Source organism: Acidithiobacillus sp., from assembly GCF_049965315.1.
In the GTDB taxonomy this organism is placed as follows: domain Bacteria; phylum Pseudomonadota; class Gammaproteobacteria; order Acidithiobacillales; family Acidithiobacillaceae; genus Acidithiobacillus_B.
The window spans coordinates 12,050-37,473 of sequence record NZ_JBMFWL010000018.1 but is presented as its reverse complement, the minus strand read 5'-3'; the positions used below and the strand labels follow the sequence as shown (position 1 = coordinate 37,473).

At 65.1% G+C, this 25,424-nt stretch carries 29 protein-coding genes; 24 read left to right on the top strand and 5 right to left on the bottom strand.

Annotated elements, in window-relative coordinates:
• The first annotated feature begins 164 nt into the window (after nt 1-164).
• From ACP5MM_RS06215 to ACP5MM_RS06200, 4 genes are all read left to right on the top strand, one after another.
• Complete coding sequence (locus tag ACP5MM_RS06215) at nt 165-617, top strand: ISAs1 family transposase (protein WP_427934278.1); 453 nt, start codon at nt 165-167, stop codon at nt 615-617.
• 278 nt (nt 618-895) lie between these two features.
• Nucleotides 896-2,230 carry a sigma-54 interaction domain-containing protein gene (locus ACP5MM_RS06210; RefSeq protein WP_427930637.1) on the top strand — a complete coding sequence of 445 codons (1,335 nt, stop codon included), beginning with the start codon at nt 896-898 and terminating at the stop codon, nt 2,228-2,230.
• Nucleotides 2,231-2,376: 146 nt separating this feature from the next.
• Entirely contained in the window at nt 2,377-4,053 is a 1,677-nt protein-coding gene (ilvD, locus tag ACP5MM_RS06205) for a dihydroxy-acid dehydratase (RefSeq protein WP_427934277.1), read from the top strand.
• Entirely contained in the window at nt 4,053-4,976 is a 924-nt protein-coding gene (locus ACP5MM_RS06200) for an NYN domain-containing protein (protein WP_427930639.1), read from the top strand. Before ilvD ends, ACP5MM_RS06200 begins: the two co-directional genes overlap by 1 nt.
• Before the next feature lie 119 nt (nt 4,977-5,095).
• On the opposite strand, the gene argA is transcribed toward ACP5MM_RS06200, so the two are convergent.
• From argA to ACP5MM_RS06180, 4 genes are read right to left on the bottom strand one after another with little or no spacing between them, the layout of a single operon-like run.
• The gene (argA, locus tag ACP5MM_RS06195; protein WP_427930640.1) at nt 5,096-6,412 is read right to left on the bottom strand and encodes an amino-acid N-acetyltransferase; all 1,317 of its coding nucleotides are present in this window, start codon (nt 6,410-6,412) and stop codon (nt 5,096-5,098) included.
• A 25-nt stretch (nt 6,413-6,437) separates the two neighbouring features.
• On the bottom strand, nt 6,438-6,746 hold the full coding sequence (locus tag ACP5MM_RS06190; RefSeq protein WP_427930641.1) for a BolA family protein: 309 nt from the start codon (nt 6,744-6,746) through the stop codon (nt 6,438-6,440).
• Nucleotides 6,743-7,042 carry a YciI family protein gene (locus ACP5MM_RS06185; protein ID WP_427930642.1) on the bottom strand — a complete coding sequence of 100 codons (300 nt, stop codon included), beginning with the start codon at nt 7,040-7,042 and terminating at the stop codon, nt 6,743-6,745. The genes ACP5MM_RS06190 and ACP5MM_RS06185 overlap by 4 nt, the downstream gene beginning before the upstream one ends.
• Before the next feature lie 9 nt (nt 7,043-7,051).
• Nucleotides 7,052-7,615: a septation protein A gene (locus tag ACP5MM_RS06180; protein WP_427930643.1), complete on the bottom strand. Its 564-nt coding sequence runs from the start codon at nt 7,613-7,615 to the stop codon at nt 7,052-7,054.
• 65 nt (nt 7,616-7,680) lie between these two features.
• Here ACP5MM_RS06180 and ACP5MM_RS06175 point away from each other — a divergent pair, with 65 nt between their 5' ends.
• Complete coding sequence (locus ACP5MM_RS06175; protein ID WP_427934276.1) at nt 7,681-8,550, top strand: ATP-binding protein; 870 nt, start codon at nt 7,681-7,683, stop codon at nt 8,548-8,550.
• An 18-nt stretch (nt 8,551-8,568) separates the two neighbouring features.
• Here ACP5MM_RS06175 and ACP5MM_RS06170 read toward each other — a convergent pair whose 3' ends face one another.
• Complete coding sequence (locus ACP5MM_RS06170; RefSeq protein WP_427930645.1) at nt 8,569-9,363, bottom strand: inositol monophosphatase family protein; 795 nt, start codon at nt 9,361-9,363, stop codon at nt 8,569-8,571.
• Nucleotides 9,364-9,448: 85 nt separating this feature from the next.
• Between ACP5MM_RS06170 and ACP5MM_RS06165 the strand changes: the two genes are divergently transcribed.
• The 19 genes from ACP5MM_RS06165 (at nt 9,449) to bamB (ending at nt 25,412) form a co-directional block, all read left to right on the top strand.
• Nucleotides 9,449-10,213: an RNA methyltransferase gene (locus tag ACP5MM_RS06165; RefSeq protein ID WP_427930646.1), complete on the top strand. Its 765-nt coding sequence runs from the start codon at nt 9,449-9,451 to the stop codon at nt 10,211-10,213.
• A 55-nt stretch (nt 10,214-10,268) separates the two neighbouring features.
• Complete coding sequence (gene cysE, locus ACP5MM_RS06160; protein ID WP_427930647.1) at nt 10,269-11,033, top strand: serine O-acetyltransferase; 765 nt, start codon at nt 10,269-10,271, stop codon at nt 11,031-11,033.
• A 46-nt stretch (nt 11,034-11,079) separates the two neighbouring features.
• Complete coding sequence (locus ACP5MM_RS06155) at nt 11,080-11,559, top strand: Rrf2 family transcriptional regulator (RefSeq protein ID WP_427930648.1); 480 nt, start codon at nt 11,080-11,082, stop codon at nt 11,557-11,559.
• Between the two features lie 20 nt (nt 11,560-11,579).
• Nucleotides 11,580-12,845, top strand: coding sequence for an IscS subfamily cysteine desulfurase (locus ACP5MM_RS06150; RefSeq protein WP_427930649.1), 1,266 nt, complete (start codon nt 11,580-11,582; stop codon nt 12,843-12,845).
• Between the two features lie 27 nt (nt 12,846-12,872).
• Entirely contained in the window at nt 12,873-13,295 is a 423-nt protein-coding gene (gene iscU / locus ACP5MM_RS06145) for a Fe-S cluster assembly scaffold IscU (RefSeq protein ID WP_427930650.1), read from the top strand.
• Nucleotides 13,296-13,305: 10 nt separating this feature from the next.
• A complete protein-coding gene (gene iscA / locus ACP5MM_RS06140; RefSeq protein WP_427930651.1) occupies nt 13,306-13,629 on the top strand; it encodes an iron-sulfur cluster assembly protein IscA in 324 nt (107 codons plus the stop codon).
• On the top strand, nt 13,626-14,246 hold the full coding sequence (hscB, locus tag ACP5MM_RS06135; RefSeq protein WP_427930652.1) for a Fe-S protein assembly co-chaperone HscB: 621 nt from the start codon (nt 13,626-13,628) through the stop codon (nt 14,244-14,246). Before iscA ends, hscB begins: the two co-directional genes overlap by 4 nt.
• A 107-nt stretch (nt 14,247-14,353) precedes the next feature.
• Complete coding sequence (gene hscA, locus ACP5MM_RS06130) at nt 14,354-16,219, top strand: Fe-S protein assembly chaperone HscA (RefSeq protein ID WP_427934275.1); 1,866 nt, start codon at nt 14,354-14,356, stop codon at nt 16,217-16,219.
• On the top strand, nt 16,220-16,558 hold the full coding sequence (fdx, locus tag ACP5MM_RS06125) for an ISC system 2Fe-2S type ferredoxin (RefSeq protein ID WP_427934274.1): 339 nt from the start codon (nt 16,220-16,222) through the stop codon (nt 16,556-16,558).
• Entirely contained in the window at nt 16,558-16,752 is a 195-nt protein-coding gene (iscX, locus tag ACP5MM_RS06120) for a Fe-S cluster assembly protein IscX (protein WP_427930655.1), read from the top strand. The genes fdx and iscX overlap by 1 nt, the downstream gene beginning before the upstream one ends.
• A gap of 33 nt (nt 16,753-16,785) precedes the next feature.
• A complete protein-coding gene (mnmA, locus tag ACP5MM_RS06115) occupies nt 16,786-17,853 on the top strand; it encodes a tRNA 2-thiouridine(34) synthase MnmA (RefSeq protein ID WP_427930656.1) in 1,068 nt (355 codons plus the stop codon).
• Nucleotides 17,854-17,892: 39 nt separating this feature from the next.
• Nucleotides 17,893-18,318, top strand: a complete 426-nt coding sequence (gene ndk / locus ACP5MM_RS06110) for a nucleoside-diphosphate kinase (RefSeq protein WP_427930657.1) — start codon at nt 17,893-17,895, stop codon at nt 18,316-18,318.
• 2 nt (nt 18,319-18,320) lie between these two features.
• The gene (gene rlmN / locus ACP5MM_RS06105) at nt 18,321-19,409 is read left to right on the top strand and encodes a 23S rRNA (adenine(2503)-C(2))-methyltransferase RlmN (RefSeq protein ID WP_427934273.1); all 1,089 of its coding nucleotides are present in this window, start codon (nt 18,321-18,323) and stop codon (nt 19,407-19,409) included.
• Nucleotides 19,406-20,176: a type IV pilus biogenesis/stability protein PilW gene (gene pilW, locus ACP5MM_RS06100; RefSeq protein WP_427930659.1), complete on the top strand. Its 771-nt coding sequence runs from the start codon at nt 19,406-19,408 to the stop codon at nt 20,174-20,176. The genes rlmN and pilW overlap by 4 nt, the downstream gene beginning before the upstream one ends.
• Before the next feature lies 1 nt (nt 20,177).
• A complete protein-coding gene (locus ACP5MM_RS06095; RefSeq protein WP_427930660.1) occupies nt 20,178-21,158 on the top strand; it encodes a helix-turn-helix domain-containing protein in 981 nt (326 codons plus the stop codon).
• Nucleotides 21,148-22,248, top strand: coding sequence for a flavodoxin-dependent (E)-4-hydroxy-3-methylbut-2-enyl-diphosphate synthase (gene ispG, locus ACP5MM_RS06090; protein ID WP_427930661.1), 1,101 nt, complete (start codon nt 21,148-21,150; stop codon nt 22,246-22,248). Before ACP5MM_RS06095 ends, ispG begins: the two co-directional genes overlap by 11 nt.
• Nucleotides 22,249-22,326: 78 nt before the next feature.
• Nucleotides 22,327-23,604 carry a histidine--tRNA ligase gene (gene hisS / locus ACP5MM_RS06085; RefSeq protein ID WP_427934272.1) on the top strand — a complete coding sequence of 426 codons (1,278 nt, stop codon included), beginning with the start codon at nt 22,327-22,329 and terminating at the stop codon, nt 23,602-23,604.
• Between the two features lie 30 nt (nt 23,605-23,634).
• Nucleotides 23,635-24,246, top strand: a complete 612-nt coding sequence (locus ACP5MM_RS06080) for a YfgM family protein (protein ID WP_427930663.1) — start codon at nt 23,635-23,637, stop codon at nt 24,244-24,246.
• On the top strand, nt 24,243-25,412 hold the full coding sequence (gene bamB / locus ACP5MM_RS06075) for an outer membrane protein assembly factor BamB (RefSeq protein ID WP_427930664.1): 1,170 nt from the start codon (nt 24,243-24,245) through the stop codon (nt 25,410-25,412). Before ACP5MM_RS06080 ends, bamB begins: the two co-directional genes overlap by 4 nt.
• Nucleotides 25,413-25,424: the final 12 nt, after the last annotated feature.

Genomic DNA, 25,424 nt, shown 5'->3' with positions numbered 1-25,424 from the left:
ATGCTCAGTTGAAACTGCCGACCTCAAAAGCAGCATGAGGAACGAATAAAGCCCTCCACAAAACTCGGGGGGATTCAAGGAGAAAAAGGCACACTACCTCTTCACGGCAGTCAAAGGGAATCAGAAATCCCTCCGGGACGAGCTAACCTGCCTCGACTGGAGGAATTCCCCCCCTGCAGGCAGAAACCTGTGATACCGCTCATGGGCGACTGGAAGTGCGCAAGATCTACGTCGCGACCCAGGCCGCGATCGATTTCCCGCATCTCGCCCAGGCGTTCCTCATCCTCCGCATCACCGTTCACGAGAAAACGGGAAAAGTACGCACCGAACGCACCTTTGGCCTGACCAGCCTGCCGGCCGCCCAGGCCAGCCCGGAAGCGCTCCTCGCTTTCACTCGCGGCCATTGGGAAATCGAAAATCGATGCCATCATGTCCGGGATACCACCTTCGACGAAGACCGGTCCCAGATCCGCACCAGAAACGGCCCTCGGGTCATGGCCACGCTCCGGAACTTCGCGATGGGACTCCTGCGCCGGGCAGGCTGGGAAAACATCGCGGAAGCCACCCGCCAGTACGCGGCCAGGAGCGGACAAGTTCTCCACCTCCTCGGGTTCTAGTCCCCTCAGGCGATCACCGTATCCATCCGGGGCTGTCCGGAGGCCTTCATACGCCTGTACCCTGCCAATCTACGGAACCATCGGGAAAAAAGGCCCAATTTCCCACCGAATCCCTCTCTCGAGGGCTGAATTGTGTCCATACCGAATCGACGGGCATCAGGCTTCTGGCGAGTTTGCCGACCCCCTGGGTGTCATCGGGCGATGGCCATGGCAGAAAGGCGCACCTGGGACAAGGCAGGGCGGCCTTGGGTGAGAAGTTTCTTCGGGAGTGCGGAAAAATGGATACCATGACGGACACGGAAGTGGATGGTTTACAGATTTCCAGCGTGCTGGACATGCATGAGAATCCCATGGTGCTCATCGATGAGCATTATCGGATCGTGGCCGCCAATCACGCCTACCGGGAAGCCTATGGAGTGCTGGCGGCGGATATCATCGGTCACCACTGCCACGAGATTTCCCATCATTCGCCGGTGCCCTGCCATCAGCGCGGCGAAGATTGTCCGCATCAGGCGGTATTCAGCACCGGTCAGGCCCATGAGGTGCGCCATGTCCATTTTGATCCCAGCAACCGTGCCGAGCATGTGCGCATCCGCGGCCACGCCATCATGGGCTTGGCGGGGCAGCGCTATCTTGGGGAGGAGATCATCCGCCTGGCGGATCAGGACGAAGTGATTACCTGCGGCGAGATGCAGATGGTGGGGCGGTCGCCGGCCTTTCTGCGTTGCCTCCACCATATCGAAATGGCGGCGCGTACGGAGGCCAGCATTTTGCTGCATGGGGAAAGCGGTGTGGGCAAGGAATTGGCGGCCAGCGCCATCCACCACTTTTCGGCGCGGCAGAGGGGGCCTTTCATTACGGTCGATTGCACCTCCCTGCCCGATACCCTGTTTGAAAGCGAGATGCTGGGCCATGAGCGGGGGGCCTTTACGGGTTGTCTGGGGCGCAAGCGGGGCCTCTTTGAAATGGCCGATGGGGGGACGCTCTTTCTGGACGAGATCGGCGAACTGCCCCTGGCGATGCAGGCCAAGTTCCTGCGCGTGCTGGAAAGCGGCTCCTTCCGCCGTCTGGGCGGCGCCGAAACCCTCCATGCCGATGTGCGGGTGGTGGCGGCCACCAACCGCGATTTGCGCGAGATGGTGGCCGCGCGGAGCTTCCGGGCGGATCTCTATTATCGCTTGGCGGCCATCAGCATCTCCTTGCCGCCGCTGCGGGAACGCCGGGAGGACATTCCGGGGATTGCCCGGGTGCTCCTGCAGCGGATCGGGGCCAGTTGGGGCGGGCGCTGGGAGTTGTCGCGGGAGGCGGAGATCCGGCTCTGCGCCTACGATTTTCCCGGCAACGTGCGGGAGTTGCGCAACATCCTGCAAAAGGCCGCGGCCCTGGCGGCTGGGCCCGTCATCCTCGTGGAGGACCTGGGCCTGGAGGATGGGCGGCCCGCCGCCCCGGCTCCGGGCGTTGCCGGCCGCTGCCCCCCAGGCCCTGCCCATGGGCGTTCGGGCCCGGAGACCCTGCCGGCGCTCCTGCAGCGCTTTGCCGGCAACCGGCGCCTGGTGGCCGATGCGCTGGGGGTGAGCGAGCGGACGGTGTATCGCTGGTTGCGGCGGGGTTAGGGGGCGCCCCAGCGTTCCCGGCCTTTGCTGGCGCCCGTCCGCGTTTGGCCTGGACCGGCGCGGGGCTTATACTTCCGTTTTGCGGCGGCCCTGCGCGCTGCCCGCCAGCGCCATTCATCATGCTCCATCACCTTGACGAGGTTTTTATGCGCTCCGATATCATCAAGAAGGGTTTCGAACGTACGCCCCATCGCTCCCTGCTCAAGGCCTGCGGCCTCACGGACGCCGATATGGCCAAGCCCTTCATCGGGGTGGCCAACTCCTACATTGACATCATTCCCGGCCATGTGCATCTGCAGGAGTTCGGGCGCATCGTCAAGGAGGCCATCCGCGCCGTCGGCGGCGTCCCCTTCGAGTTCAACACCATCGGGGTGGACGACGGCATCGTCATGGGTCATGACGGCATGCGCTACTCCCTGCCCAGTCGCGAGATCATTGCCGACTCCATCGAAACCGTGGTCCAGGCCCATCATCTGGATGCCCTGATCTGCATCCCCAATTGCGACAAGATCGTCCCCGGCATGATCATGGGGGCGCTGCGCTGCGATGTGCCCACGGTCTTCGTCTCCGGCGGTCCCATGGAGGCGGGCCACCTCGCCGACGGCACGACGGTGGATCTGGTGACGGCCTTCGAGGCGGTGGGGCAGTTCAAGCGCGGGCAGATGACGGAGATCCGCCTCAAGGAGATCGAGGACAAGGCCTGTCCCACCTGCGGCTCCTGCTCCGGCATGTTCACGGCCAACAGCATGAATTGCCTGATGGAGGTGCTGGGCATCGCCCTGCCGGGCAACGGCACCATTCTCGCCACCGCGGCCGCGCGCCGGGATCTGGTGCGCCAGGCAGCGGGGCGGGTGGTGGCGATGGCCCTCGCGGGGGGGCCGACCATGAGGGAACTGGTGGACTTTGACGCCATCGACAATGCCTTCATCCTCGACATGGCCATGGGCGGTTCGACCAATACGGTACTCCACACCATCGCCATCGCCCGGGAGGCGGGCATCGATTATCCCCTGGCCCGGCTCAACGACCTGGCCCAGCAAGTGGCTTACATCGCCAAGGTCTCCCCGGCCCTGTCCACCGTGCATGTCGAGGATATCGGCCGGGCCGGCGGTATCCCGGCCATCCTCCATGAGGTGAACAAGCGCAACCCCAAGGTCCTGCACCTGGACAAACCCACCGTGAGCGGCCAGACCCTGCGCGAGATCGTGGAGTCCGCCGCAGTCAAGGATAGCCGCATCATCCATCTGGCCAATGATCCCATCTCCCCCACCGGCGGGTTGCGGGTGCTCTTTGGCAATCTGGCGCCGGAAGGCAGCGTCGTCAAGATCGCCGCGGTGGCTCCGGCCATGCGTCAGTTTTCGGGGCCGGCGCGGATCTTCGACAGTATGGAAGAGGCCGCCGAAGGGATCCTCGCCGGTCAGGCGCAGGCCGGCGACGTGGTCGTGATCCGCTACGAAGGACCCCGGGGCGGGCCGGGCATGCCGGAAATGCTGACCCCCACCGCCAATATCATGGGCATGGGCCTGGGCGAGAGTGTGGCCCTCATTACCGACGGGCGCTTCAGCGGTGCCACCCGCGGTGCCTGCGTGGGCCATGTCTCGCCGGAAGCCGCCGAGGGCGGGCCCATCGGCTTGCTGGTGGAGGGGGACATCATCGATCTGGATCTGGATGCCGGCAAGCTGAACGTGCGTTTGACGGATGCCGAACTGGCGCGGCGCCGGGCCGCCTGGAAGCCCGTGGAAAAACCCCTCTCCTCCCCTTGGCTGCGCCGCTATCGCAAGCTCGTCAGCAACGCCGCCAAGGGCGCGGTGCTGGAGGCTTGATGATGGGTAGTGAGGGCACGCGCATCGGCGTTTATGTCGATTCGGAAAATATCCGCTACAACGGCGGCTATGCCATGCGCTATGACGTGCTGCGGCGCTTTGCGGTGCGCGATGCGGGCAAGGTCCTCCGCCTCAATACCTATATGGCCGTGGATGGCGAACGCATGAAGGTGGACCGGGAATACCGCGAGCGCATCCGCGGCTACCAGCAGGCGGTGCGCGACCTGGGCTGGAAGATCATCGAGAAGCCGGTGCGCTGGTTCGTGGATGAAGAGGGCAACCGCGTTTCCAAGGCCAACGCCGATCTGGATCTCGCCGTGGACGTCATGCTCCAGTCCGAACGCCTGGATCAGGTCCTGCTGGTTTCCGGCGACGGGGATTTCCTCCAGGTGGTGCGCGCCCTGCAAAACAAGGGCTGCCGCGTGGAGGTGCTGGCGTTTCGCAACGTCTCCCGGGAGCTGCAGCACGAAGCCGATGCCTTTTATTCTGGTTATCTCATCCCCGGGCTGCTCCCTACCCGCGAAAACCGCCTCGCCTGGGGCGAGGTGGGCTCGCGCATCCGCGGCGTCTGCAGCCGCTGGGAGGCCGAGCGCGGCTTCGGCTTCATCCGCTTTTTGGGGGAGATTTCGCCGCGCCTGTGGATCACCGATACCCGCCAGGAAGAGTCCCCCTATGGCTCCGCCTTTGTCCATATCTCGGATTTGCCCAGGGATCTGGATACGGACGACTTGCCCAGCCGGGATGTCATTTTTGAATTCGACCTGGAGCCCAGCGAAACGGAGAAGGGCGGTTTTGTGGCGCGCCGCTGCACCATCGTCCACCGCTATGACGGCCGTTCTGCGGGGGTGACGCGTCTCGGTGAGCGCGGCATGGGGGAGACTTTTCCGTCCGGCAACGGGGATGCAACGCTGGAAGAGGCCTGAAACGCAGGATCATGCCGGCAACGCAGCGATCTATGGCAGGGAAACAGCGCCGTTGCCGTCCCGCTAACGTGCGTCGGGGCGGGGCTGGTTTCATAAGCAGGGTGTCGGCTGCAGGGCCGTTAGGTCAAGGGGTGGAAAAAGACCTGGCTGCGGCGTTGCATGTTGTAGAGCTCCTGACGGGGCATGGGGAGTTCCTCCAGGGTTCCCTGACGGAAGCCGCGCTCCAGAAACCAGTGCGCCGTCTGGGTGGTGAGCACAAAGATCTGGCGTAGCCCCTGGTCCCGCGCCAGCCCTTCGCAGAAGGTCAGCAGTTGTTCGCCGCGTCCCTGGCGGCGATAGTCGCCATCCACGGCCAGGCAGGCCATTTCCGCCATGCCTTGCTCGGGATAGGGGTAGAGGGCGGCGCAGGCGATGATCTTCCCGTCGCGCTCCATCACGACAAACTGCTCGGCCTCCATTTCCAGCCGTTCGCGGCTGCGGCGCACCAGGATGCCGCCTTCTTCCAGGGGGCGGATGAGTTCGAGGATGCCGGGGACGTCGGCCAGGGTGGCGCGGCGCAGGTGCTCAAAGGGATCCTGGGAGATGAGGGTGCCCAGCCCTTCGCGGGTGAAGAGTTCGCGCAACAGGGCGCCGTCCACATGGCGGGAGATCAGGTGTACCCGTTCCACTCCGCGCCGGCAGGCGCTAATGGCGCTTTCCATGTGCTGACGCACCGAGGATGGGCAGGTCGTGCCGCCTTCCCGGAGCAAGGCTGCGGCTTCGGCGGCGGTGAGCTGGCGCAGCAGGCTGCCCTGGCGGTTGCTGACGCCCTCGGCGTCCATGAGGAAGATGAGTTTGGCCGCGCCCAGGGCGCTGGCGGTCGCCACGGCCACTTCCTCGGCCCGCACATTAAAAAGGGTGCCGGTGGGCGAGACCCCGATGGGAGAGAGCAACACCACCTCGTCGGCGGCCAGGTGGCGCTGGAGGGCCTCTACGGCAACGCGCCGCACCTTGCCGGTATGCTGAAAGTCGACGCCGTCCAGGATGCCCAGCGGCTGGGCCATGAGGAAATTGCCGCCCACCACCTGCAGGCCGGCGCCCGCCATGGGCGAGCCCATCTGGCCCTGGGACAGCGCGGCTTCCACGGCCAGGCGCGCGGCGCCGACGGCCCCGGTGACCGCTTCCATGGCCGCCGCCGTGGTGATCCGGCGTCCCCCGACCCGCTCGCCCTGCAGGCCGCGTTCCGCCATGGCGGCATCGATCTGCGGGCCGGCGCCATGCACCAGGATCAGGTTGATCCCCAGACTGTTGAGCAGCGCGATATCGTGGGCCAGGGTCCTTATGCTGCCGTCGGCAATGGCGTCGCCGCCAAAGCTGATGACAAAGGTCTGGCCGCGAAAGCGGTGGATGTAGGGAGAGGACTCCCGAAAGCTGCGCACGAAAGCGTCTGCGCTCATGGCTGGCGGCCCGCTGCTTCGCGCCTCAGTCCGTTGCCAGGCGGAAGGTCTTGCGCGCCGGCGCAGCGGCGGCTTGCTGGCGCATCTCCTCCGGCGTCATGGCCTTGACCGAGAGGGCGTGGATATCGGGCACCCCTGCCGTTGCCCCATAGACCAGACGGTGCCGTGCCAGCGGCGCCAGCCCGCGGAACTGTTCGGCCACGACGAGGACCTCGTAGTGGCCGCCGCCATCGGACAGTTCGTGGGCGCTGTGGGCCTTGCTGCGATCCTTGATCTCCAGCAGCTCGGGATGGAGGGCGGCGCGGATGTGCGCTTCCAGTAATGCCTTGCTCATGGAAATACTCCTTTGTAGGGGCGGACGCTGACTTCGGCATAAACGCCGGCGGCGAGGTAGGGCTCGGCGGCGGCCCAGGCCTGGGCCGCCTCCAGCGAGTCGAATTGGGCAACGATGAGGCTGCCGGTAAAGCCTGCCGGCCCCGGATCTTCCTGATCCAGGGCGGGAAAAGGCCCGGCCGTCAGCAGGCGGCCCTCGGCGTTGAGCTGGTGCAGACGGGCGAGATGATCCCCACGCGCTGTCTGGCGTTTGGCCAGGGAGTCGGGAAAATCGGTGCCGATGATGCAGTAGTACATGGAAACTCCCTAATCGTGATGGCGTGAATCGCCATTCTCCACTTCCTGGGGCAGGGCGCGGGAGATGATGGCCGCCTGGAAGAGGATGAAAATGATGGTGAGAGCGAGGAGGCCGAAGAGCTTGAAATCCACCCAGATACTGGTGGGCAGGGTATAGGCCACGGCCAGATTCAATACGGCGCCAAAGAGGAAAAAGGCGATCCAGTAGGCATTGAGACGACGCCAGAAGGCCGATGGCAGCGCCGCCGGCAACTGCCCGCCCATGAGCCGCTCCAGGAGGGTCTGTTCGCGCCACTGGGTATAGAGGAGGGCCGCGGCAAAGAGGGCATAGAGAATGCTCGGCTTGATCTTGATGAAGGTGTCATTGTGAAAATACAGGGTGGCGCCGCCGAAGAGCAAAACCAGGCCCGTGGAAACCAGGGTCATGGTCTCCACGCGCCCCTTGCGCAGGAACTGCCAGCCCATGAGCAGCACCGATGCCACAATCAGGACGGCCGTTGCGGTGTAGATGCCCTGCAGCTTGTAGGCGATAAAAAACAGGATGATCGGTAAAAAGTCGGTGAGCAATTTCATGACGCGCTGACAACCTTAGGGGTACACTTGGGTCTTATCTAAGCATAGAAAGGAGATCATGGACAGTGGAGCGCCATCTCATCGTCAACGCCCTGGCGAGCTTGCTGGGGGATGCCACCCCCCATGCCGTGCCGGACTTTGCGCAATTCCCCGCCGCGCGCTGGCGTCATCTCCCCCTGGGAGGGCGTCTGGAGGGCGTGGCGCGCGTCGATCTGCCCCGTTTGGACGACCTGATCGGGATCGACGCGGCGAAGGAGACCCTGGAGCGCAACACCCGTCAGTTCGTGGCCGGTTACCCGGCCAATGACGCCCTGCTCTGGGGCGGGCGCGGGACGGGCAAGTCCTCCTTGGTCAAGGCCATGCTCCAGCGTTATCACCCGCAGGGTTTGCGCCTGGTCGAGATTGACGCCGACGGCATTCTCGACCTCCCCGAGATCCTGGCCGCCCTGGCGCAGGCGGACCCGGGGGAGGCCTATCGCTTCGTCCTCTTTTGCGATGACCTATCTTTCGGCGCCGACGATCCCGCCTACAAGGCCCTCAAGTCCCTCCTCGACGGCGGTGTCGAAGCGCGCTCCGATCATGTCCTGCTCTACGCCACCAGCAACCGTCGCCACCTCATGCCGCGCCATTTCTCCGACAACGCCGAGTATGAACGCCATGGCGAGGAAATCATTGCCGGGGAGAACGCCGAGGAAAAAATCAGCCTCTCGGAGCGCTTCGGCTTGTGGCTGGGTTTCTATCCCTTCGACCAGGAGATGTACCTGTCCATCTGCGCGCTGCATTTGCAACGTCTGGGGGTAAGCAGCCCCCGGGAGGAATGGCGCGCCGCGGCATTGCGCTGGGCCCTGCAGCGCGGTTCCCGCAGCGGCCGGGTAGCCCGCCAGTTCGCCCGCGACTGGGCGGGGTCCGCGGCCCTGTCGGCCAGGGGCCAATGACGGCGTCGCCCAGCCGGCTCAGGTGCCGTCGCCGCCGTGTTCGTCGATGATGCGCAACAATTGCGCATGAATGCGCATGTTGCCGGCCACGACATTGCCCGAGTGCCAGTAGTCCTGCTCGCCGTGGAAATCGGTCACCACGCCCCCCGCCTCCTGCACCAGCAGGACGCCGCCGGCCAGGTCCCAGGGCTTGAGGCGGAATTCCCAGAAGCCGTCATAACGGCCGGCGGCCACATAGGCCAGATCCAGGGCGGCCGAACCCGGTCGGCGAATGCCCGCGACCTTGGGCATGATGGCCCTGAGGGTGGCCAGATAGGCGTCCAGATAGGAAAAATCCTTGAACGGAAAGCCCGTCCCCAGCAGGGCGCCTTCCAGATCGCGGCGCTGGGCAATGCGCAGGCGGCGATCGTTGAGGTGGGCCCCGCCGCCCCGGCTGGCGGAAAACAGCTCGTTGCGCAGGGGGTCGTAGACCACGGCGTGTTCGATGCGGTCGAAGTGGCGCACGGCAATGGATACGGCCACCTGGGGCAGGCCATGGATGAAGTTGGTGGTGCCGTCCAGGGGGTCGATGATCCATTCGAAATCCTTGCCTGGGATGGTGCTGCCTTCTTCGGCGAGGATGCCATGTTGGGGATAGGCGCGGCGGATGATCTCGACGATGGCCGCTTCGGCGCTGCGGTCCACCTCGGTGACATAGTCGTTGTGGGCCTTGCTGGTGACGGTGAGTTCGGCGACCCGGTCGATGGTGCGGTTGATCAGATCGCCGGCCTTGCGGGCGGCGCGAATGGCGGTGACGAGGATGGGATGCTGCATGGGAACCTTTGGGCGAACGCGTTAAAATGATGAACGGCAAGTATAATGATTTTTACCCGGCGTTGGAAAAAACGGAAGGATGCGGATGGCGGACACTCCCCTCGAAAACCTGCGGATCGTCCTCGTGGAGCCCAGCCACCCCGGCAATATCGGCGCTGCTGCCCGGGCGATGAAGGTGATGGGGCTGCAGCAACTGGTGCTGGTCAAGCCCCTGCGTTTCCCCGCACCCGAGGCCATAGCCATGGCCTCGGGTGCCGAGGATCTGCTCGACCGGGCGGAAGTCTGCGCCGATCTGGATGGCGCCTTGCGCGGCTGCCACCGCGTGTACGGCGCCAGCGCCCGCAACCGGCATGTCTCCTGGCCGAATTTGGGGGCGCGGGAGGCGGCGGTTTCCTTGCGCACGGATTTGCAGGCAGGGCCTTGCGCGCTGCTTTTCGGCCGGGAGCGAACGGGCCTGAGCAATGCCGAACTCGACCGCTGCCAGGTCCTCGTGACCATTCCCACGGCCGACTGCTATAGCTCCCTGAATCTGGGCCAGGCCGTGCAGGTGCTGGCCTATGAGATCTTCCTGGCGGCGGGTGCGGAGACTTCCCCTGCCGGGGGAGCTGTGGCACCCATGGCGGCGGCGGAGGAGATGGAAGGTTTTTACCGGCATTTGCAGGGAATGCTGCAGGCCTGCGGTTTTTTGCAGGCGCCGCGGGAAACGCAGATGATGCGGCGCCTGCGCCGCCTGTTCGACCGCGCGATGCCCTCGGCCAACGAGGTCCATATCCTGCGCGGCATCCTGACGGAACTGGAGCGTTGGGCCGGCAAGGGCAAAGTGGACAGAAAGAATCAGGATAGTCTCTAATAGTCGGGTGCTGCTGCGCCGAGGGCCGGTGGCGAGGATCTGCCGAGGAGGATGAATGGGCATGTGGGTGCGCCTGCGTGGTGATTTGGCAGCGGTATTCGCCCGCGATCCGGCGGCACGCACCCGCCTGGAGGTGCTGCTGACCTATCCGGGCGTGCATGCCCTGGTGATGCATCGTCTGGCCCATGGCCTGTGGTCCCATGGCTGGCGCTTCCCGGCCCGCCTCCTGGCGGCCTTTTCCCGGTTTTTCACGGGCATCGAGATCCATCCCGGCGCCCGGATCGGCGAGCGTTTTTTCATCGATCACGGCATGGGCGTGGTCATTGGGGAAACGGCGGAGATCGGCGACGACTGCACCCTCTATCATGGCGTGACCCTGGGTGGTACCGCCTGGCAGCCCGGCAAGCGTCATCCCACCCTGGGCAATGGCGTCATCGTCGGCGCTGGCGCCAAGGTGCTGGGCCCCATCCTGGTGGGGGACAATGCGCGGATCGGCTCCAATGCGGTGGTGGTCAAGTCCGTGCCCGCCGGCGCCACCGTGGTTGGCGTGCCCGGGCGGGTGATCAGCAAAGGGGAGGGCGGTGGGGCCTTTGAAGCCTACGGGCTTACCGGGCAGATGCCGGACCCGGTGGCACGGGCGGTGGAGTGCATGCTGGAGCACATGCATCGGCAGGACGAGGAAATTGCGCGGCTGCGGGAGGGGCTCCTCGCCTTGCAGCCGAAGACCGAGATCCCGGTCCTGGAGGCCCTGGCCTGCAGCGTGGAGGCCATAGAGGAAGATGATGGAAAAATAAATAAAACAAGGGCAAATAATTCTTGACTAAATTAGTCTACATAGTAAGCTGATGGACGAGGGAGTATAGGTCATGAAATTGACGACGAAAGGACGCTATGCGGTAACCGCCATGCTGGATCTGGCGCTGCACCAGTATGATGGGGTGGTGACCGTTGCCGATATCGCCCAGCGGCAGCAGATTTCGGTGGCCTATCTGGAACAGCTCTTCGGCCGCCTGCGCCGGCATGGGCTGGTGGATAGCGTCCGCGGGCCGGGGGGCGGTTATCGTTTGGCCGTGCCCGGCGCGGAAATCCCCCTGACCAGGATCGTGGCGGCGGTCAACGAGTCCATTCATACCACCCAGTGTGGCGGTGATCCGACGCTGTGCTGCAAGGGTGATGGCAAGCAATGCCTCACCCACGATTTGTGGGAGGAGTTGGGACAAAGGATTGCGCAATTCCTGGACAGCATTACGCTGGCGCAATTGGTGGAAGAGCAGCTCCGCAAGGAGGCTGCCCAAGGGACGGTACCGGTGAAAATGGCGCAAACGGTTTTGCGTTCGGCACATTGAACGACGGAAAGGTGGATTCCATGAATCAGCACAAGGTATATGACATCGACACCAGGCAGCCGCGCCTGATCCATCCCGAGCGTCCCATCTATCTGGATTACCAGGCGACGACGCCGGTGGATCCGCTGGTTTTGGAGCAGATGCTCCCCTATCTCACTTTCGAATTCGGCAACGCCGCCAGCCGTTCCCATCCCTATGGGTGGACGGCGGAAAAGGCGGTGGAGAAGGCCCGCGGGCAGGTGGCCATGGCCATTCATGCGGACCCCCGGGAGATCGTCTGGACCTCCGGTGCGACGGAGTCCACCAACCTCGCCCTCAAGGGCGCGGCCCATTTCTATCAGGGCAAGGGCAAGCACATCATCACCCTGCGCACGGAGCACAAGGCGACGCTGGACACCTGCCGCCAACTGGAGCGCGAGGGTTTCGAGGTGAGTTATGTGGAGGTGCAGGAGAATGGCCTGGTGGATCTCGCCGCCTTTGCCGCCGCCATCCGTCCCGATACCATCCTCGCCTCGGTGCTCTATGTGAACAACGAGATCGGCGTGATCCAGCCCATGGAGGAAATCGGCCGCATCCTGCGGGAGCACAAGATCCTCTTTCATGTGGATGCGGTGCAGGCCCTGGGCAAGATCCCGGTGGACGTCGAACTGCTGCAGGCCGATCTCATGAGCCTCTCCGGGCACAAGATTTATGGGCCCAAGGGCATCGGCGCGCTGTACGTGCGGCGCAAGCCGCGGGTGCGCATCGAGGCGCAGATGCATGGCGGCGGCCATGAGCGCGGCATGCGCTCCGGCACCCTGCCTACCCATCAGATCGTGGGCATGGGCGCCGCGGCGGAGCTGGCGGTGCAGGAGATGGCCAGCGACGCGCGGCGCATTCGCCAGTTGCGCGACAAGCTGATGCAGGGCATCCAGGCCCGGGTGCCGGAGGTGTATCTCAATGGTGACCTGGAGCGGCGGGTACCGCACAACCTCAATTTGAGCTTCGCCTTTGTGGAAGGGGAGTCGCTGATCATGGCCCTGAAGGGCATCGCCGTATCCAGCGGTTCCGCCTGTACCTCCGCCAGTCTGGAGCCTTCCTATGTGCTCCGCGCCCTGGGCAAGTCCGACGAGCTGGCGCATAGTTCCATTCGCTTCGGCTTGGGACGCTACACCACCGAAGAGGAGATCGACGCCACCATTGCCCTGGTAGCGGCCAATGTGGGCAAGCTGCGCGAGCTCTCGCCCCTGTGGGAAATGCATCAGGAAGGGATCGATATCAGCAGTATCCAGTGGGCTGCCCACTGATTTGAACATGCTTCAAGGAGAACGGAAATGGCTTACAGCGAGAAAGTGATTGATCATTATGAAAACCCGCGCAATGTCGGCACGCTTGACAAGGACGCCGGCGACGTGGGCACCGGCATGGTTGGCGCACCCGCCTGCGGCGACGTCATGCGCCTGCAGATCAAGGTCGGCGCCGACGGGATCATTGAAGACGCCCGCTTCAAGACCTACGGCTGTGGCTCGGCCATTGCCTCCAGTTCGCTGGTGACGGAGTGGGTCAAGGGCAAGACCCTCGATGAAGCCATGACCATCAAAAACAGCCAGATCGCCGAAGAACTGGAATTGCCGCCGGTGAAGATCCATTGCTCCGTGCTGGCCGAAGATGCCATCAAGGCGGCGGTGGAGGATTACCGCAGCAAACACGGCCAGGGCGCGCAGCACGCGGCCGATTCCGCCGCCGCGGCGAGCTGAGGGATCTGCCATGGGCCTGAGCATGACCGAGCAAGCCGCCCGCCACGTCCGCGAAACCCTGGCCAAACGGGGCAAGGGGCAGGGTATCCGCATCGGCGTCAAGACCAGCGGCTGTTCCGGCCTGTCTTATGTGCTGGAGTTTGTGGATACCCCCAACCCCGAGGACACGGCCTTTACCTTTGACGACGTCAAGCTCTTTGTCGATCCCAAGAGTCTGGTCTATCTTGATGGTACGGAGCTGGATTTCACGCGGGAAGGATTGAATCAGGGGTTTCGTTTCAACAATCCCAATGTCAAGAACACCTGCGGTTGCGGCGAGAGCTTCACCACTTGACGACGGCCGGATGTGTGCAATGCGGCGCGGCCTTGGGCATGCCGCCGGCCCTCTGCCCTGCCTGTGGGGCGCTGCAGCCCTTCCGCCCGGAGTTGTCGCTCTTCGCCGTGCTGGGTCTGCCGGAAACTTTCGCCATGGATGCCGCCCTCCTGCGCGAGCGGGTCTTCGCCCTGCAAAAGCGTTTGCATCCGGATCGTTTTGCCGCGGCCGATACGGCCACGCGCCTGCGCTCCCTGGAATGGAGCACCCGCCTGAACGAGGCCTTTGCCGTGTTGCGCGACCCCTTGCGCCGGGCCGACTACCTCTTGCAACGACAGGGCGTGACGGCCATGGGCGAAGGGGCGCGGGTGGCGGATACGCGGCTCCTGATGGCGCAGATGGAATACCGGGAGCGCCTGGAAGACCTGGCGAAGCGGGCGGATCCGGCGGGCCTGGAAACACTGCGCGGGGAGGTTGAGCAAGCGGCTAGCGCGGTGGTGGAACGCTTGCACGCCCTCTTGGCCTCCCTTCCCAGCCGGGAGCCGGAGCAGGCGGCGGCGGCCGTGCGCGAACTGCAGTTTTTGCATAAACTTCGTCAGGAACTGGAAAGCACGGAAGAAACACTCCAGAATCGGTAACCGGGCGGAGCAAAAAAACGGCAGTTCGGCTGCTGCGGCTGGAGAGCCCGGCAAAGGGCCTTGCCAATGATCATTCTACATCCCTAGCTCAGCGACGCGAGAACAGCATGGCACTATTACAAATCGCCGAACCCGGCATGAGCGCGGCTCCCCACGAGCGGCGCCTGGCCATCGGCATTGACCTGGGTACCACCCATTCGCTGGTTGCCAGCGTCCTCTCGGGGGTGCCGACGGTGATTCCGGACCACCAGGGGCGGGCATTGCTCCCCTCCGTCGTCCGCTATCTGGGCGATGGCGGCGTCATCGTGGGCGAGGCGGCACGCCTGGCCGCCGCCCTCGACCCGCGCAATACCATCGCCTCGGTCAAGCGCCTCATGGGCCGTGGTCTGGACGATGTCCGGACCCTGGCCGGCTACCTTCCCTATGATCTCGGTCCGGAAGGGGGGATGGTGCGGATCCGCACCGTGGCCGGGGAGAAATCACCGGTGGAAGTCTCGGCGGAGATCCTGCGCGTGCTGAAGGCGCGTGCGGTGGAGGCCCTGGGTGGAGAGCCCGAAGGGGCGGTCATCACCGTGCCCGCCTATTTCGATGACGCCCAGCGCCAAGCCACCAAGGACGCCGCCCGGCTGGCCGGCTTGCCGGTATTGCGCCTGATGGCGGAGCCCACCGCCGCCGCCGTGGCCTATGGCCTCGACAAGGGCAGCGAAGGGATTTTTGCCATTTATGACCTTGGCGGCGGCACCTTTGATGTCTCCATCCTGCGCTTGCGCCAGGGCGTTTTTGAAGTCCTGGCCACGGCCGGCGATTCCGCCCTGGGCGGCGATGACATGGACCATGCCATCGCCCAATGGTTGATGGACGAGGCCGGCGGCCCTGCCGCCGATCCCCTCTGGCGGCGGCAGGTCTTGCAGGCGGCGCGCAGCGCCAAGGAGGCCCTGAGCACGGCGGAGGAGGTCCAGGTTCGCCTGACCCTCCCGTCGCAACGGCCATGGCAGGCGCCCTTGCTGCGCACGCAGATGGAAAGCCTCGTCGCACCGGTGATCCAGCGCACCCTGCCCGCCTGCCGGCGGGTCCTGCGCGACGCCGGCCTCGCCCCGAGCGAACTCGACGGCGTGGTGCTGGTGGGTGGCGCGACACGGGTACCGGCGGTGCGCGCAAGCGTGGAGGCCTTTTTCCAGCGCGTCCCCCTGGCCGACATCGACCCCGATGAGGTGGTGGCCCTGGGCGCCGCCATCCAGGCCGACGTGCTGGTGGGCAATCAGCGCGAGGATCTCCTGCTCATGGACGTGATCCCCCTGTCCCTGGGCCTGGAAACCATGGGCGGTCTGGTGGAACGGATCATCCCGCGCAATACCCCCATTCCCGTGGCCAAGGCCCAGGAATTCACCACCTTCAAGGACGGCCAGACGGCCATGAGCATCCATGTCGTCCAGGGGGAGCGTGATCTGGTGCAGGACTGCCGCTCCCTCGCCCGTTTCAGCCTGCGCGGCATTCCGCCCATGGTTGCGGGGGCGGCGCGGATTCGCGTGACCTTCCAGGTGGATGCCGACGGCCTCCTGGCGGTGAGCGCCCAGGAAGAAAGCAGCGGGGTGCGCGCCGAGGTGGCGGTGCGCCCCTCCTACGGACTCTCCGACGACGAAATTCTGGGCATGCTGGAAGACTCCTTCGCCCATGGGGCCGACGACGCGGCGCGGCGGCGCATCGCCGAGGCGCGGGTGGAGGGAGAACGGGTACGCGAGGCCCTGGATGCCGTCCTGGCGGTGGACGCGGGCCTCCTCGACGCCGCGGAAAGCCAGGCCCTGGACAGCGCCCGGGCGAGACTCCTGCTGGCCCTGCGGGGAGACGATGCCGACGCCATCGCGGCGGCGGCCAAGGCGGTGGAGGATGCCGCCGAGCCCCTCGTGCAACGGCGCATGGACAACGCGGTGCGGCGGGCCATGGCGGGCCGCTCCATAGACGATTGGGGAGACTGAATGACCAAGATCCGCTTCCTGCCCCATCAGGAAACCTGCCCGGCAGGGGCCGAAATCGAGGCCCAGCCCGGGGAAACCATCATCGCCGCCGCCCTGCGCAACGGGATCAACATCGAGCATGCCTGCGAAATGTCCTGCGCCTGCACCACCTGTCATGTGGTGTTGCGGGCGGGCTACGACAGCCTGATTCCCCCCGAGGAAAAGGAAGAGGATCTCCTCGACAAGGCCTGGGGCCTCGAACCCACCTCGCGCCTCAGTTGTCAGGCGGTGGTGGGCGCGGAGGATCTGCTGGTGGAGATCCCCAAATACACCATCAATCTGGAAAAGGAGCATCACTGATGCGCTGGACGGACATCCTGGATATCGCCATGGCCCTGGATGAGGCCCATCCCGATGTGGATGTCGCCCACATCCGTTTCACGGATCTGCATCGCTGGGTCGTCGAGCTGCCGGCATTCGCCGACGATCCGGAAAAGTCCAGCGAGCGAACGCTGGAGGCGATTCAGATGGCATGGCTCGCCGAGCGGGAATAGCGCTTTTGCCGGTCCGGAGCGGGATGACGAGTGATGCCTAGGGAACGCGTGCTGGTGGCCCTTTCCGGAGGCGTTGATTCGGCGGTCAGCGCCGCGCTGCTCCAGGAACAGGGCTACGAGGTGATGGCAGCCATGCTGCGGCTCTGGCCGCGGAGCCGTTGCTGCGATGAAAAGGACATCGAGGATGCCGCGCAGATCTGCGCGCAACTGGACATCCCCTTTCAGGTCCTCGACTATCGCGAGGCATTTCGCCAGTTGGTGGTGGATGCCTTCGTTGCCGAATACCAGGCCGGGCGCACGCCCAACCCTTGCGCCCGGTGCAACCAGTTTCTCAAGTTCGACGCCCTGCTCGCCGATGCCCGGGCCATGGGGGCAACGTTGCTCGCCTCCGGACACTATGCGCGGATCGAGGCCGCCGCCGACGGTGTTGCGCTGCGGCGCGGACGGGACGAGGCCAAGGACCAGTCTTATTTTCTCTTCTCCATCGCCGCCGCCGCCCTCCCCCGCTTGCGCTTCCCCGTCGGTGACCTGGACAAGCGGCAGGTGCGGGAAATCGCCCGTCGGCGGGGTCTGGCCGTGGCGGAGAAGCACGACTCCCAGGACATCTGCTTCGTACCCGACGGCGATTACCGCGCCTTCCTGCGGGATTATGCCGGCGGCGCCGTGGAGCGCGAAGGGGAAATGGTCGATACCCGGGGCCAGGTACTGGGTACGCACCCCGGAACCGCTCATTTTACCGTGGGCCAGCGCCGTGGCCTGGGTGGGGGCAGTGCGCAGCCGCGCTATGTCGTGGCCCTGGACGTGGCGGCCAATCGCGTCGTGGTGGGAGGTGAGGAGGCGCTGTATCGTTCCTGGACGCGGCTGGAGAACTGCAACTGGCTGCGCTCCATGCCCATCGGCCAAGCCGTTGCCATCGAGGTGAAGTTGCGCTATCGGGCCGCGGCGGTGGAGGCGCGGTTGTGTCTGGACGAAGGCGGTGGCGCCACGCTGCATTTCCCGCTTCCCCAGCGCGCCGTCACCCCCGGCCAGGCGGCGGTCTGCTATAGTGGTGACCGCCTCCTGGGCGGTGGGTGGATTGCCAGTAGCCATCGTGAATGCTAGCCTAGCGCGACTTCAACTTTTGGCCCCATTGAGGAAATCATGGCAATCGAACGTACCCTTTCCATCATCAAGCCCGACGCCGTCGCCAAAAATGCCGTTGGCGCCATTCTCTCCCGATTCGAGAAGGCCGGCCTGTCCGTCGCGGCGGCGCGGATGATGCACTTGAGCGGGGAAGACGCAGGCCGCTTTTATGCCGTGCACCGGGCGCGTCCCTTTTATGGCGAGCTTTGCAGCTTCATGAGCAGCGGCCCGGTATTGGTGGCGGTTCTGGAAGGAGAGGGCGCCATTGCCAAGAATCGTGAACTCATGGGCGCCACCAACCCCAAGGAGGCCGCCCCCGGCACCATCCGCGCCGACTTTGCCGACAGCATCGATGCCAATGCCGTGCATGGCTCCGACAGCGCCGAAACGGCGGCCTGGGAGATCAGTTACTTTTTTGGTCAACGGGAGATTTACACGCGCTAAACATGTCGGCTGCAGAATCCCTCTCCGAAGCCCAACGGCCTAACCTGCTGGGCCTGGATCGCCAGGCCCTGGGGGGTTTTTTGCGTCAATGGGGAGAGTCCTCCTTCCGCGCCGGCCAACTTCTGCAATGGCTGCACACCCGGCAGGAAACCGATTTTGCGGCCATGAGCAATATCGGTAAAAAGCTCCAGGCGCGCCTCGCCGCCGAGACCAGCGTGGCAGAACCCGCCATCATCGCCGATCAGATCGCCGCCGACGGCACGCGCAAATGGCTCTTGGGCCTGGACGACGGCAACGCCATCGAAACGGTCTTCATTCCGGAGGAAGGGCGCGGCACCCTCTGCATTTCCTCCCAGGTGGGCTGTTCCCTGGCGTGCAGCTTTTGCGCCACGGGGGCGCAGGGGCTAAGCCGCAACCTCGACACGGCAGAAATCATCGCCCAGATCCGCGTGGCCCGTCGCTGTCTGGGGCTTGACGCCATTACCAACGTGGTCTTCATGGGCATGGGCGAACCCCTGCTCAATTTGCGCCATGTCCTGCCCGCCATCCATTTGCTCATGGACGACCTCGCCTACGGGATCGGGTCGCGGCGCATCACGGTGAGTACCGCCGGGGTGGTGCCGGGGATCGATAAGCTGGGGTCCGTCAGCCCGGTCAATCTCGCCATCAGCTTCCACGCCAGCCGCAACGAGATCCGCGATGTCCTGGTGCCCGTCAATCGCCATTATCCCCTGGCCGAACTGCTGGCCGCCTGCCGCCGCTATCCCTTGCCGCCCCGGCGGCGGATCACCTTCGAATACGTCATGCTCGACGGGGTGAACGATGAACTGGCCCATGCCCGGGAATTGCTGCGTTTGCTGCGCAATATACCCGCCATGGTCAATCTCATTCCCTTCAATCCCTTCCCCGGCAGCGAGTATCGCCGCACGCCCCTGGCGCGCATCGATGCCTTCCGCGAGATCCTGATGCATGGAGGAATCATGACGGTGACCCGGCGGCCCCGGGGCGATGATATCGCCGCCGCCTGCGGACAACTGGCCGGCCAGGTGCAGAGCGGGCGCCGCAGCTTTCCCCTGGCGGTGCAATCTTGAAGCGATTCTTGCCGCTCTCCGTTTTTTTGCTCTTGCTGAGCGGGTGTGCGAGCGACGGTCAGCCGGCGGCGGAAAATACCCCGCAGCATAAGGCCGATATTTATACCTCCCTCGGTACCGCCTATCTGGAAAACGGCCACCCGCGCGAGGCGGTGCGGGAGTTGCAAGTGGCCATCGCCGCCGACAATGGCTATGCCCAGGCCTACAATGTCATGGGTTTGGCCTATGAGCAGCTCAATCAACCCGAACTCGCCCGCCGCACCTTTCGCCAGGCCCTCTCCCTGGACCCCAAGAATCCGGAAATCCTCAACAATTACGGGGCGTTTCTCATTGGCAACGGCGATTACTCCGAAGCCGTCCGTATTCTTCAGAAGGCCGCCGCCGATCCGCTCTATGGCACTCCACAGTTTGCCTGGACCAATCTGGCGCGGGCCTATCTGGGCTTGAAGCAGCCCCAGGCCGCGCGCCAGGCCATTACCCAGGCCCTGGCGCTGGTGCCCAATTACGCCCCGGCCCTCCAGTTGCTCGCCGAGATGGAATATCAGGACGGCAAGCTGCCGGACGCCTTCTCCCACCTGCAGGTGGTGCTTGCCCAGCAGCCCAACAATGCCGATGCCCTCGTGCTGGCCGGGCGCATTGCCGCCCAGCAAGGTCAGGTCGGCGAAGCGCGTGCTTTCTGGAAGCGCAGCGTGGATGCGGCGCCTTATTCGGCCGCCGGTAAGGCGGCGCAGCGCTTGCTCATGCAAGCTAGCGGTGGAGGGCAGTAAGATGAATGCCGAAGATCTCGGCGGAGGCATCGGTTCCGCTTCACCCCTCCGTCAGGAGCGGGAGGCGCGCGGCTGGACCGTGGCGGAAGTGGCGCAGCGCCTGCATATCAACGAAGCCCAGGTGCGGGCACTGGAAGCGGGCCGCTATGAGGCCTTGCCCGGCGCTGCCTTTGCGCGCGGCTTCCTCAAGAATTATGCCCTCTTGCTGGGGCTGGATCCGGCGCCGCTCCTGGCCAGTTATGATGCCAGCAGTGGTGGCGTGGCGGTGCGTCCTACGGAGCGCGTGCTGCCGGACAGCGAAGGGCCCATGCTGGATTACAGTTGGCGCACCATCGGCGTTTCCCTCCTGGCGCTGCTGATCCTGGTGTTGCTGGTCTGGTGGATCTGGGAAGGACGCGGTGGCCCCGCCGAGCCCGTCAGATCCATGGCGCCGGCGGCCTCGGTGGCCGGGGAGGGACTGGCCGCCGTTCCTGCCCAGATCCCTGCCCCCGCCATGATTCGCTCAGCTCCGGCGGTCGCCGTGAGCGCGGCGACGAGCCCGGCTGCCGTCGTCGCCGGTACGGGTTCCTCCCCGCCTCTACCCGCTGCGGCTGCTGCCGACCTGGTGTTCCGGTTCTCCGGCAACTGCTGGGTGCAGGTGAAGGACGCCACGGGCAAAGTCCTGCTGGCCGAACTGGGTCGTGCCGGTGCCCAGGCCCAGGTGAGCGGCGGCATACCGCCTTACCAGGTCCTGGTGGGCAACGTGAAGGGGGTGGTCATCACCTATCGTGGGGCGGCCGTTGCGCTTCCGGCCCATTCCCAGCAGGGCGTGGCGCGCCTGCGCATTGGTGTGGCACCGGCGGCAGGCGCCGCGGGCACCGCCCCGGCTCGCTCCGCGCGCCTTCCCCGGACGGCGGTGCCTCTGGCCACTCCCGGTTCCGGCGCCACGTCTTCCGTTTCCAGCACCGCTTCCGCTTCCAGCGAGGTTTCCCATGCACCATGAATCCCTCATCCAGCGCCGCAAGACGCGGCAGATCCACGTCGGCACGGTGGCCATCGGCGGTGATGCCCCCATCAGCGTGCAGAGCATGACCAACACCGAAACCCGTGATGTGGCGGCGACCGTCGCCCAGATCCGGCGTCTGGAAGCCGTGGGCGCCGATATCGTCCGCGTGTCGGTGCCCAGCATGGACGCCGCCGCGGCCTTCAAGGCCATTCGCGCCGAGGTGCGGACGCCATTGGTGGCGGATATCCATTTCGATCACCGCATTGCCCTGCAGGTGATGGCCGATGGGGTGGACGGCCTGCGCATCAATCCCGGCAATATCGGGGCCATGGACAAGACCCGTCTGGTGGTGCAGATGGCCAAGGACCGGGGCATCCCCATTCGCATCGGCGTCAATGCCGGTTCCCTGGAGAAGGACATTCAGGAGAAATACGGCGAGCCCACCGCCGAAGCCTTGGTGGAATCGGCCCTGCGCCACGTGGCCATCCTCGACGAGCTGAACTTCCATGACGTCAAGATCAGCGTCAAGGCCTCGGATGTCTTCCTCGCCGTGGACGCCTATCGCCTTCTTTCCCAGCAGGTGGATTACCCCCTGCATCTGGGGATCACCGAAGCGGGGGGCCTGCGCTCGGGTACCGTGAAGTCGGCCATCGGCCTGGGCATCCTGTTGATGGCGGGGATCGGCGACACCATCCGTGTCTCCCTGGCGGCGGACCCGGTGGAGGAGATCAAGGTGGGCTTCGACATCCTCAAGAGCCTGCATCTGCGGCAAAAGGGCATCAACCTCATCGCCTGCCCGTCCTGCTCGCGCCAGGAGTTTGATGTGATCAGCACCGTCAACGCCCTGGAGGCGCGCCTGGAGGATATCCTCGAACCCATGGACATCTCGGTGATCGGCTGTGTGGTCAACGGGATCGGTGAGGCCAAGGAGGCCGATATCGGCCTGGCCGGCGGGGACAAGCGCAGCATCCTGTATTACCGGGGGCAGCAGGTGGACCGGGTCGAAAACCAGGACATCGTGGACATCCTCGAAAAGCGGGTGCGCGCCGAAGTGGCTGCTCGCCGTGCCGCCCGCGGCGAGGGTTAGGGATGCCACGGAGGATCGAACGCGCGGCAAACCATCCTCGCCGACTGCCGTTTTTCGGGTAAGGGCCGGATGAGCAGGATGGCCTTGCATGCCGTGCGCGGCATGAATGATCTCTTTCCCGAGGATACGGCCGCCTGGCAGGTCCTCGAAGGGGCCCTGCGCGACTTGCTTGCCCGCTATGACTACGGCGAGGTGCGTCTGCCCATTGTTGAACATACGGCGCTCTTCGCCCGGGCCATCGGCGATGTCACCGATATCGTCCAGAAGGAAATGTATACCTTCACCGACCGCAATGGCGACAGCCTGACCCTGCGCCCCGAGGGCACCGCCGGCTGCGTGCGCGCGGTCATCGAACAGCAGCGACTGCGCGGCCAGACCCCCCGTCTCTACTACATGGGCCCCATGTTTCGCCACGAGCGCCCGCAAAAGGGGCGCTACCGACAGTTTTACCAGTTGGGCGTCGAGGCTTTCGGTTTGGCCGGGCCCGGCACCGATGCCGAGGTCATCGCCCTGTCGTCACGGATCCTGCAGACGGCGGGCGTTTCCGCGGTCCTGCATCTCAATTCCCTGGGCAGCCCCGAGGCCCGGCAGGCCTACCGCGAGGTTTTGCTGGCCTATTTGCGGCCCCGGCACGAGGCCCTCTGCGCCGATTGCCGGGAGCGCCTGGAGCGCAGCCCGCTGCGCGTCCTGGATTGCAAGGTGGCGGGCTGTCAGGCCGTCGCCGCCGGGGCGCCCCGTTTGCGTGACCATCTCGATCCCGAGTCCGCGGCCCACTTCGCTACGCTCCGCCACCTCCTCGACGCCCTGGGCATTCCCTATGTGGAAGACTCCCGCCTGGTGCGGGGCCTGGATTATTACAACCGCACCGTCTTTGAATGGGTGACGGACGCCCTTGGCGCCCAGGGTACCGTCCTGGCCGGGGGGCGCTATGATGGTCTGGTGGAGCAGTTGGGCGGGAGCCCTACCCCGGCCATGGGTTTTGCCGTGGGTCTGGAGCGTCTGCTGGCCCTGCAGGCCTTGCAACAGGGCCCGGTTCTGCCGCAGCGGCCCGACCTTTTCCTGGGGGTCCTGGAGGAAGCGGCCCTGGCAGCCACCTTGCAGCTTGCGGAGCGCTTGCGTGGGCGGGGGGCGCGGGTGGTTACCGGCGGTCCCGCCGGCTTCAAGGCCATGATGAAGCAGGCAGAGCGTTCGCGGGCCCGATTCCAGGCCCTGCTGGGCGACGCGCAACTCGGTGGAGCCCCTGTTTTGCTCAAGGAGCAGGGGGCCGACGCCCAGTGGCAAGGACCCATGGCGGACCTCCCCGGGGGTCTCAGCGGGCTTGGCGTTGATTTCCGCGCACCGGGGCCCCATACTTAGCGGCAATTCTGCCAGACCAAGACTCCTATCGTGACCGGCCCAGATATTGCCAATTTCCTGCAACGTTATCGCAAGCCGCTGATTGCGGCATTCATTATCGTCCTCCTCGCGGTCTCCGGGTTTTTCGCCTACGAGAAATACCAGCGTCATCAGGTGGCACGTGCGGCGGTGCTCTATAGCGAGCTTCTGGATGCCATGGCCGGCCAGCAATGGAGCCCTGCCCGCGCCAGCGCCGAAACGCTGGTCAATCAGTACGGGCATACCCCCTACGGCCTTTTCGCCCACTTCTTCCTTGCCCGCCTGGATAGCGATGGCGGGCAGATGGCGAAGGCCGAGGCGCAACTGCAAGCGGTCATCCATGCCGATGACGCCCCGGTGGGAATGGCGGCCATGGCGCGGCTTTCCCTGGCGCGCGTCTATTTGCAGGCAGGGCAGCCGCAGCAGGCGCTAGATATTCTCAAGGTGCAGTCGGCACCCTTCGCCGCCCTCTATGCCGAGGCCAGGGGCGATGCCTACGCCGCCCTGCACCAGCCCGATCCGGCCATGCAGGCCTATGGCCAGGCCCTGGCGAAGCTCCCGGCGACGGACCCCTATCGTGCCTATCTGCAGATGAAGATGGCCAATATTGGAGTCGTGCCGTGAAGCAGGCATGGCTGGCGCGGCTTGCCACGGCCTCCGCCCTGACCCTGCTGAGCGGTTGCGGCGTGCTCTCCTGGTTTACCTCGACGCCGCCCAAGGCGCCGCCGCCCCTGGCCAAAGGCGAGCATAAGGTCTCCTTTTCGACCCAGTGGCAGGCGCGCCTTTACGGCGACTGGGAGTTGGAGCCCTATCAGGTGACCCGGATTGCCGTCGGCCATGGCCAGATCGTGCTTGCCGATGGCTCCGGACATCTCATGAACCTCAGCGAGGGTGGGCGCCAGCGCTGGATGCGGCGTCTGGATGGGCATAGCCCGCGGGGTCCCAGCGTGGCCGATGGTGTCGTTTACGTGGGTACCGATGCCGGTAAGGTCTACGCCTTTACCGAGGCTGACGGCCATAAAAAGTGGGAAGTGCAGCTCAGTTCCGAAGTGCTGACGCCCGTCACGGTGACGGCCGGTCATCTGCTGGTGCAGACCGTGGACGGCAGATTGTGGTCCCTTGATCCGAAGGATGGCAAGGTACAGTGGACCTTTTCCATGAACCAGCCGACCTTGACCCTGCGCGGCCTGGCCACGCCCCTGGTGCGGGATGGCGTCGTTTATGAAGGCTTTGCCGATGGCAACCTGGTGGCCGTGAGTCTCGCCTCGGGTGCCGAGCTGTGGCGGGCGCCGGTGGCCATTGCCCATGGCGACAATGAGTTGGCGCGCATGGTGGATGTCGCCGCCAGTCCCGTCGACTGGCACAACGAGATCATTGCCGGTGCCTATCAGGGCAACCTGGCCGCCTATGGTGCCCGGTCCGGGACCCAGGACTGGAGCCGGCCCATGTCCATCTATCAGACGCCGGTGATCTTCCATGACCACCTCTTCGTGGCGGACGCCCAGGGGCGGATTTCGGCCATCGATCCCGCCTCCGGGACGGTGCTGTGGCGGAACGACAGCCTCACCGGGCATTACATCACCGGGCTGGGCGCCTGCGACGGAGACTTGCTCGCTACGGACAGCGGCGGTTATCTCTATGCCATCGACCCCAAAGGGGGCCATCGCATCGGTCAGGAACAAGTCTCCAGCAGCGGTATCCAGAGCACGCCCGTCTGCCTGCCCGATCACCAGATCCTGCTCATGAGCGGTGCCGGAACGCTCTACCGCGTCAAGCTGGAGAAACGATGATGGTGATGACCT

Bases quoted from the DNA above. Each gene is read 5' to 3' on its own strand.
- ACP5MM_RS06170 (WP_427930645.1), bottom strand. From the start codon at position 9,363: ATGCAGCATCCCATCCTCGTCACCGCCATTCGCGCCGCCCGCAAGGCC.
- ndk (WP_427930657.1), top strand. From the start codon at position 17,893: ATGGCAATCGAACGTACCCTTTCCATCATCAAGCCCGACGCCGTCGCC.
- ACP5MM_RS06210 (WP_427930637.1), top strand. From the start codon at position 896: ATGGATACCATGACGGACACGGAAGTGGATGGTTTACAGATTTCCAGC.
- ACP5MM_RS06185 (WP_427930642.1), bottom strand. From the start codon at position 7,042: ATGTACTACTGCATCATCGGCACCGATTTTCCCGACTCCCTGGCCAAA.
- ACP5MM_RS06165 (WP_427930646.1), top strand. From the start codon at position 9,449: ATGGCGGACACTCCCCTCGAAAACCTGCGGATCGTCCTCGTGGAGCCC.
- fdx (WP_427934274.1), top strand. From the start codon at position 16,220: ATGACCAAGATCCGCTTCCTGCCCCATCAGGAAACCTGCCCGGCAGGG.
- ilvD (WP_427934277.1), top strand. From the start codon at position 2,377: ATGCGCTCCGATATCATCAAGAAGGGTTTCGAACGTACGCCCCATCGC.
- ACP5MM_RS06150 (WP_427930649.1), top strand. From the start codon at position 11,580: ATGAATCAGCACAAGGTATATGACATCGACACCAGGCAGCCGCGCCTG.
- ACP5MM_RS06190 (WP_427930641.1), bottom strand. From the start codon at position 6,746: ATGAGCAAGGCATTACTGGAAGCGCACATCCGCGCCGCCCTCCATCCC.
- ispG (WP_427930661.1), top strand. From the start codon at position 21,148: ATGCACCATGAATCCCTCATCCAGCGCCGCAAGACGCGGCAGATCCAC.
- iscA (WP_427930651.1), top strand. From the start codon at position 13,306: ATGGGCCTGAGCATGACCGAGCAAGCCGCCCGCCACGTCCGCGAAACC.
- hisS (WP_427934272.1), top strand. From the start codon at position 22,327: ATGGCCTTGCATGCCGTGCGCGGCATGAATGATCTCTTTCCCGAGGAT.
- iscX (WP_427930655.1), top strand. From the start codon at position 16,558: ATGCGCTGGACGGACATCCTGGATATCGCCATGGCCCTGGATGAGGCC.
- argA (WP_427930640.1), bottom strand. From the start codon at position 6,412: ATGAGCGCAGACGCTTTCGTGCGCAGCTTTCGGGAGTCCTCTCCCTAC.
- iscU (WP_427930650.1), top strand. From the start codon at position 12,873: ATGGCTTACAGCGAGAAAGTGATTGATCATTATGAAAACCCGCGCAAT.
- mnmA (WP_427930656.1), top strand. From the start codon at position 16,786: ATGCCTAGGGAACGCGTGCTGGTGGCCCTTTCCGGAGGCGTTGATTCG.
- ACP5MM_RS06095 (WP_427930660.1), top strand. From the start codon at position 20,178: ATGAATGCCGAAGATCTCGGCGGAGGCATCGGTTCCGCTTCACCCCTC.
- hscA (WP_427934275.1), top strand. From the start codon at position 14,354: ATGGCACTATTACAAATCGCCGAACCCGGCATGAGCGCGGCTCCCCAC.
- ACP5MM_RS06155 (WP_427930648.1), top strand. From the start codon at position 11,080: ATGAAATTGACGACGAAAGGACGCTATGCGGTAACCGCCATGCTGGAT.
- rlmN (WP_427934273.1), top strand. From the start codon at position 18,321: ATGTCGGCTGCAGAATCCCTCTCCGAAGCCCAACGGCCTAACCTGCTG.
- ACP5MM_RS06200 (WP_427930639.1), top strand. From the start codon at position 4,053: ATGATGGGTAGTGAGGGCACGCGCATCGGCGTTTATGTCGATTCGGAA.
- cysE (WP_427930647.1), top strand. From the start codon at position 10,269: ATGGGCATGTGGGTGCGCCTGCGTGGTGATTTGGCAGCGGTATTCGCC.
- ACP5MM_RS06180 (WP_427930643.1), bottom strand. From the start codon at position 7,615: ATGAAATTGCTCACCGACTTTTTACCGATCATCCTGTTTTTTATCGCC.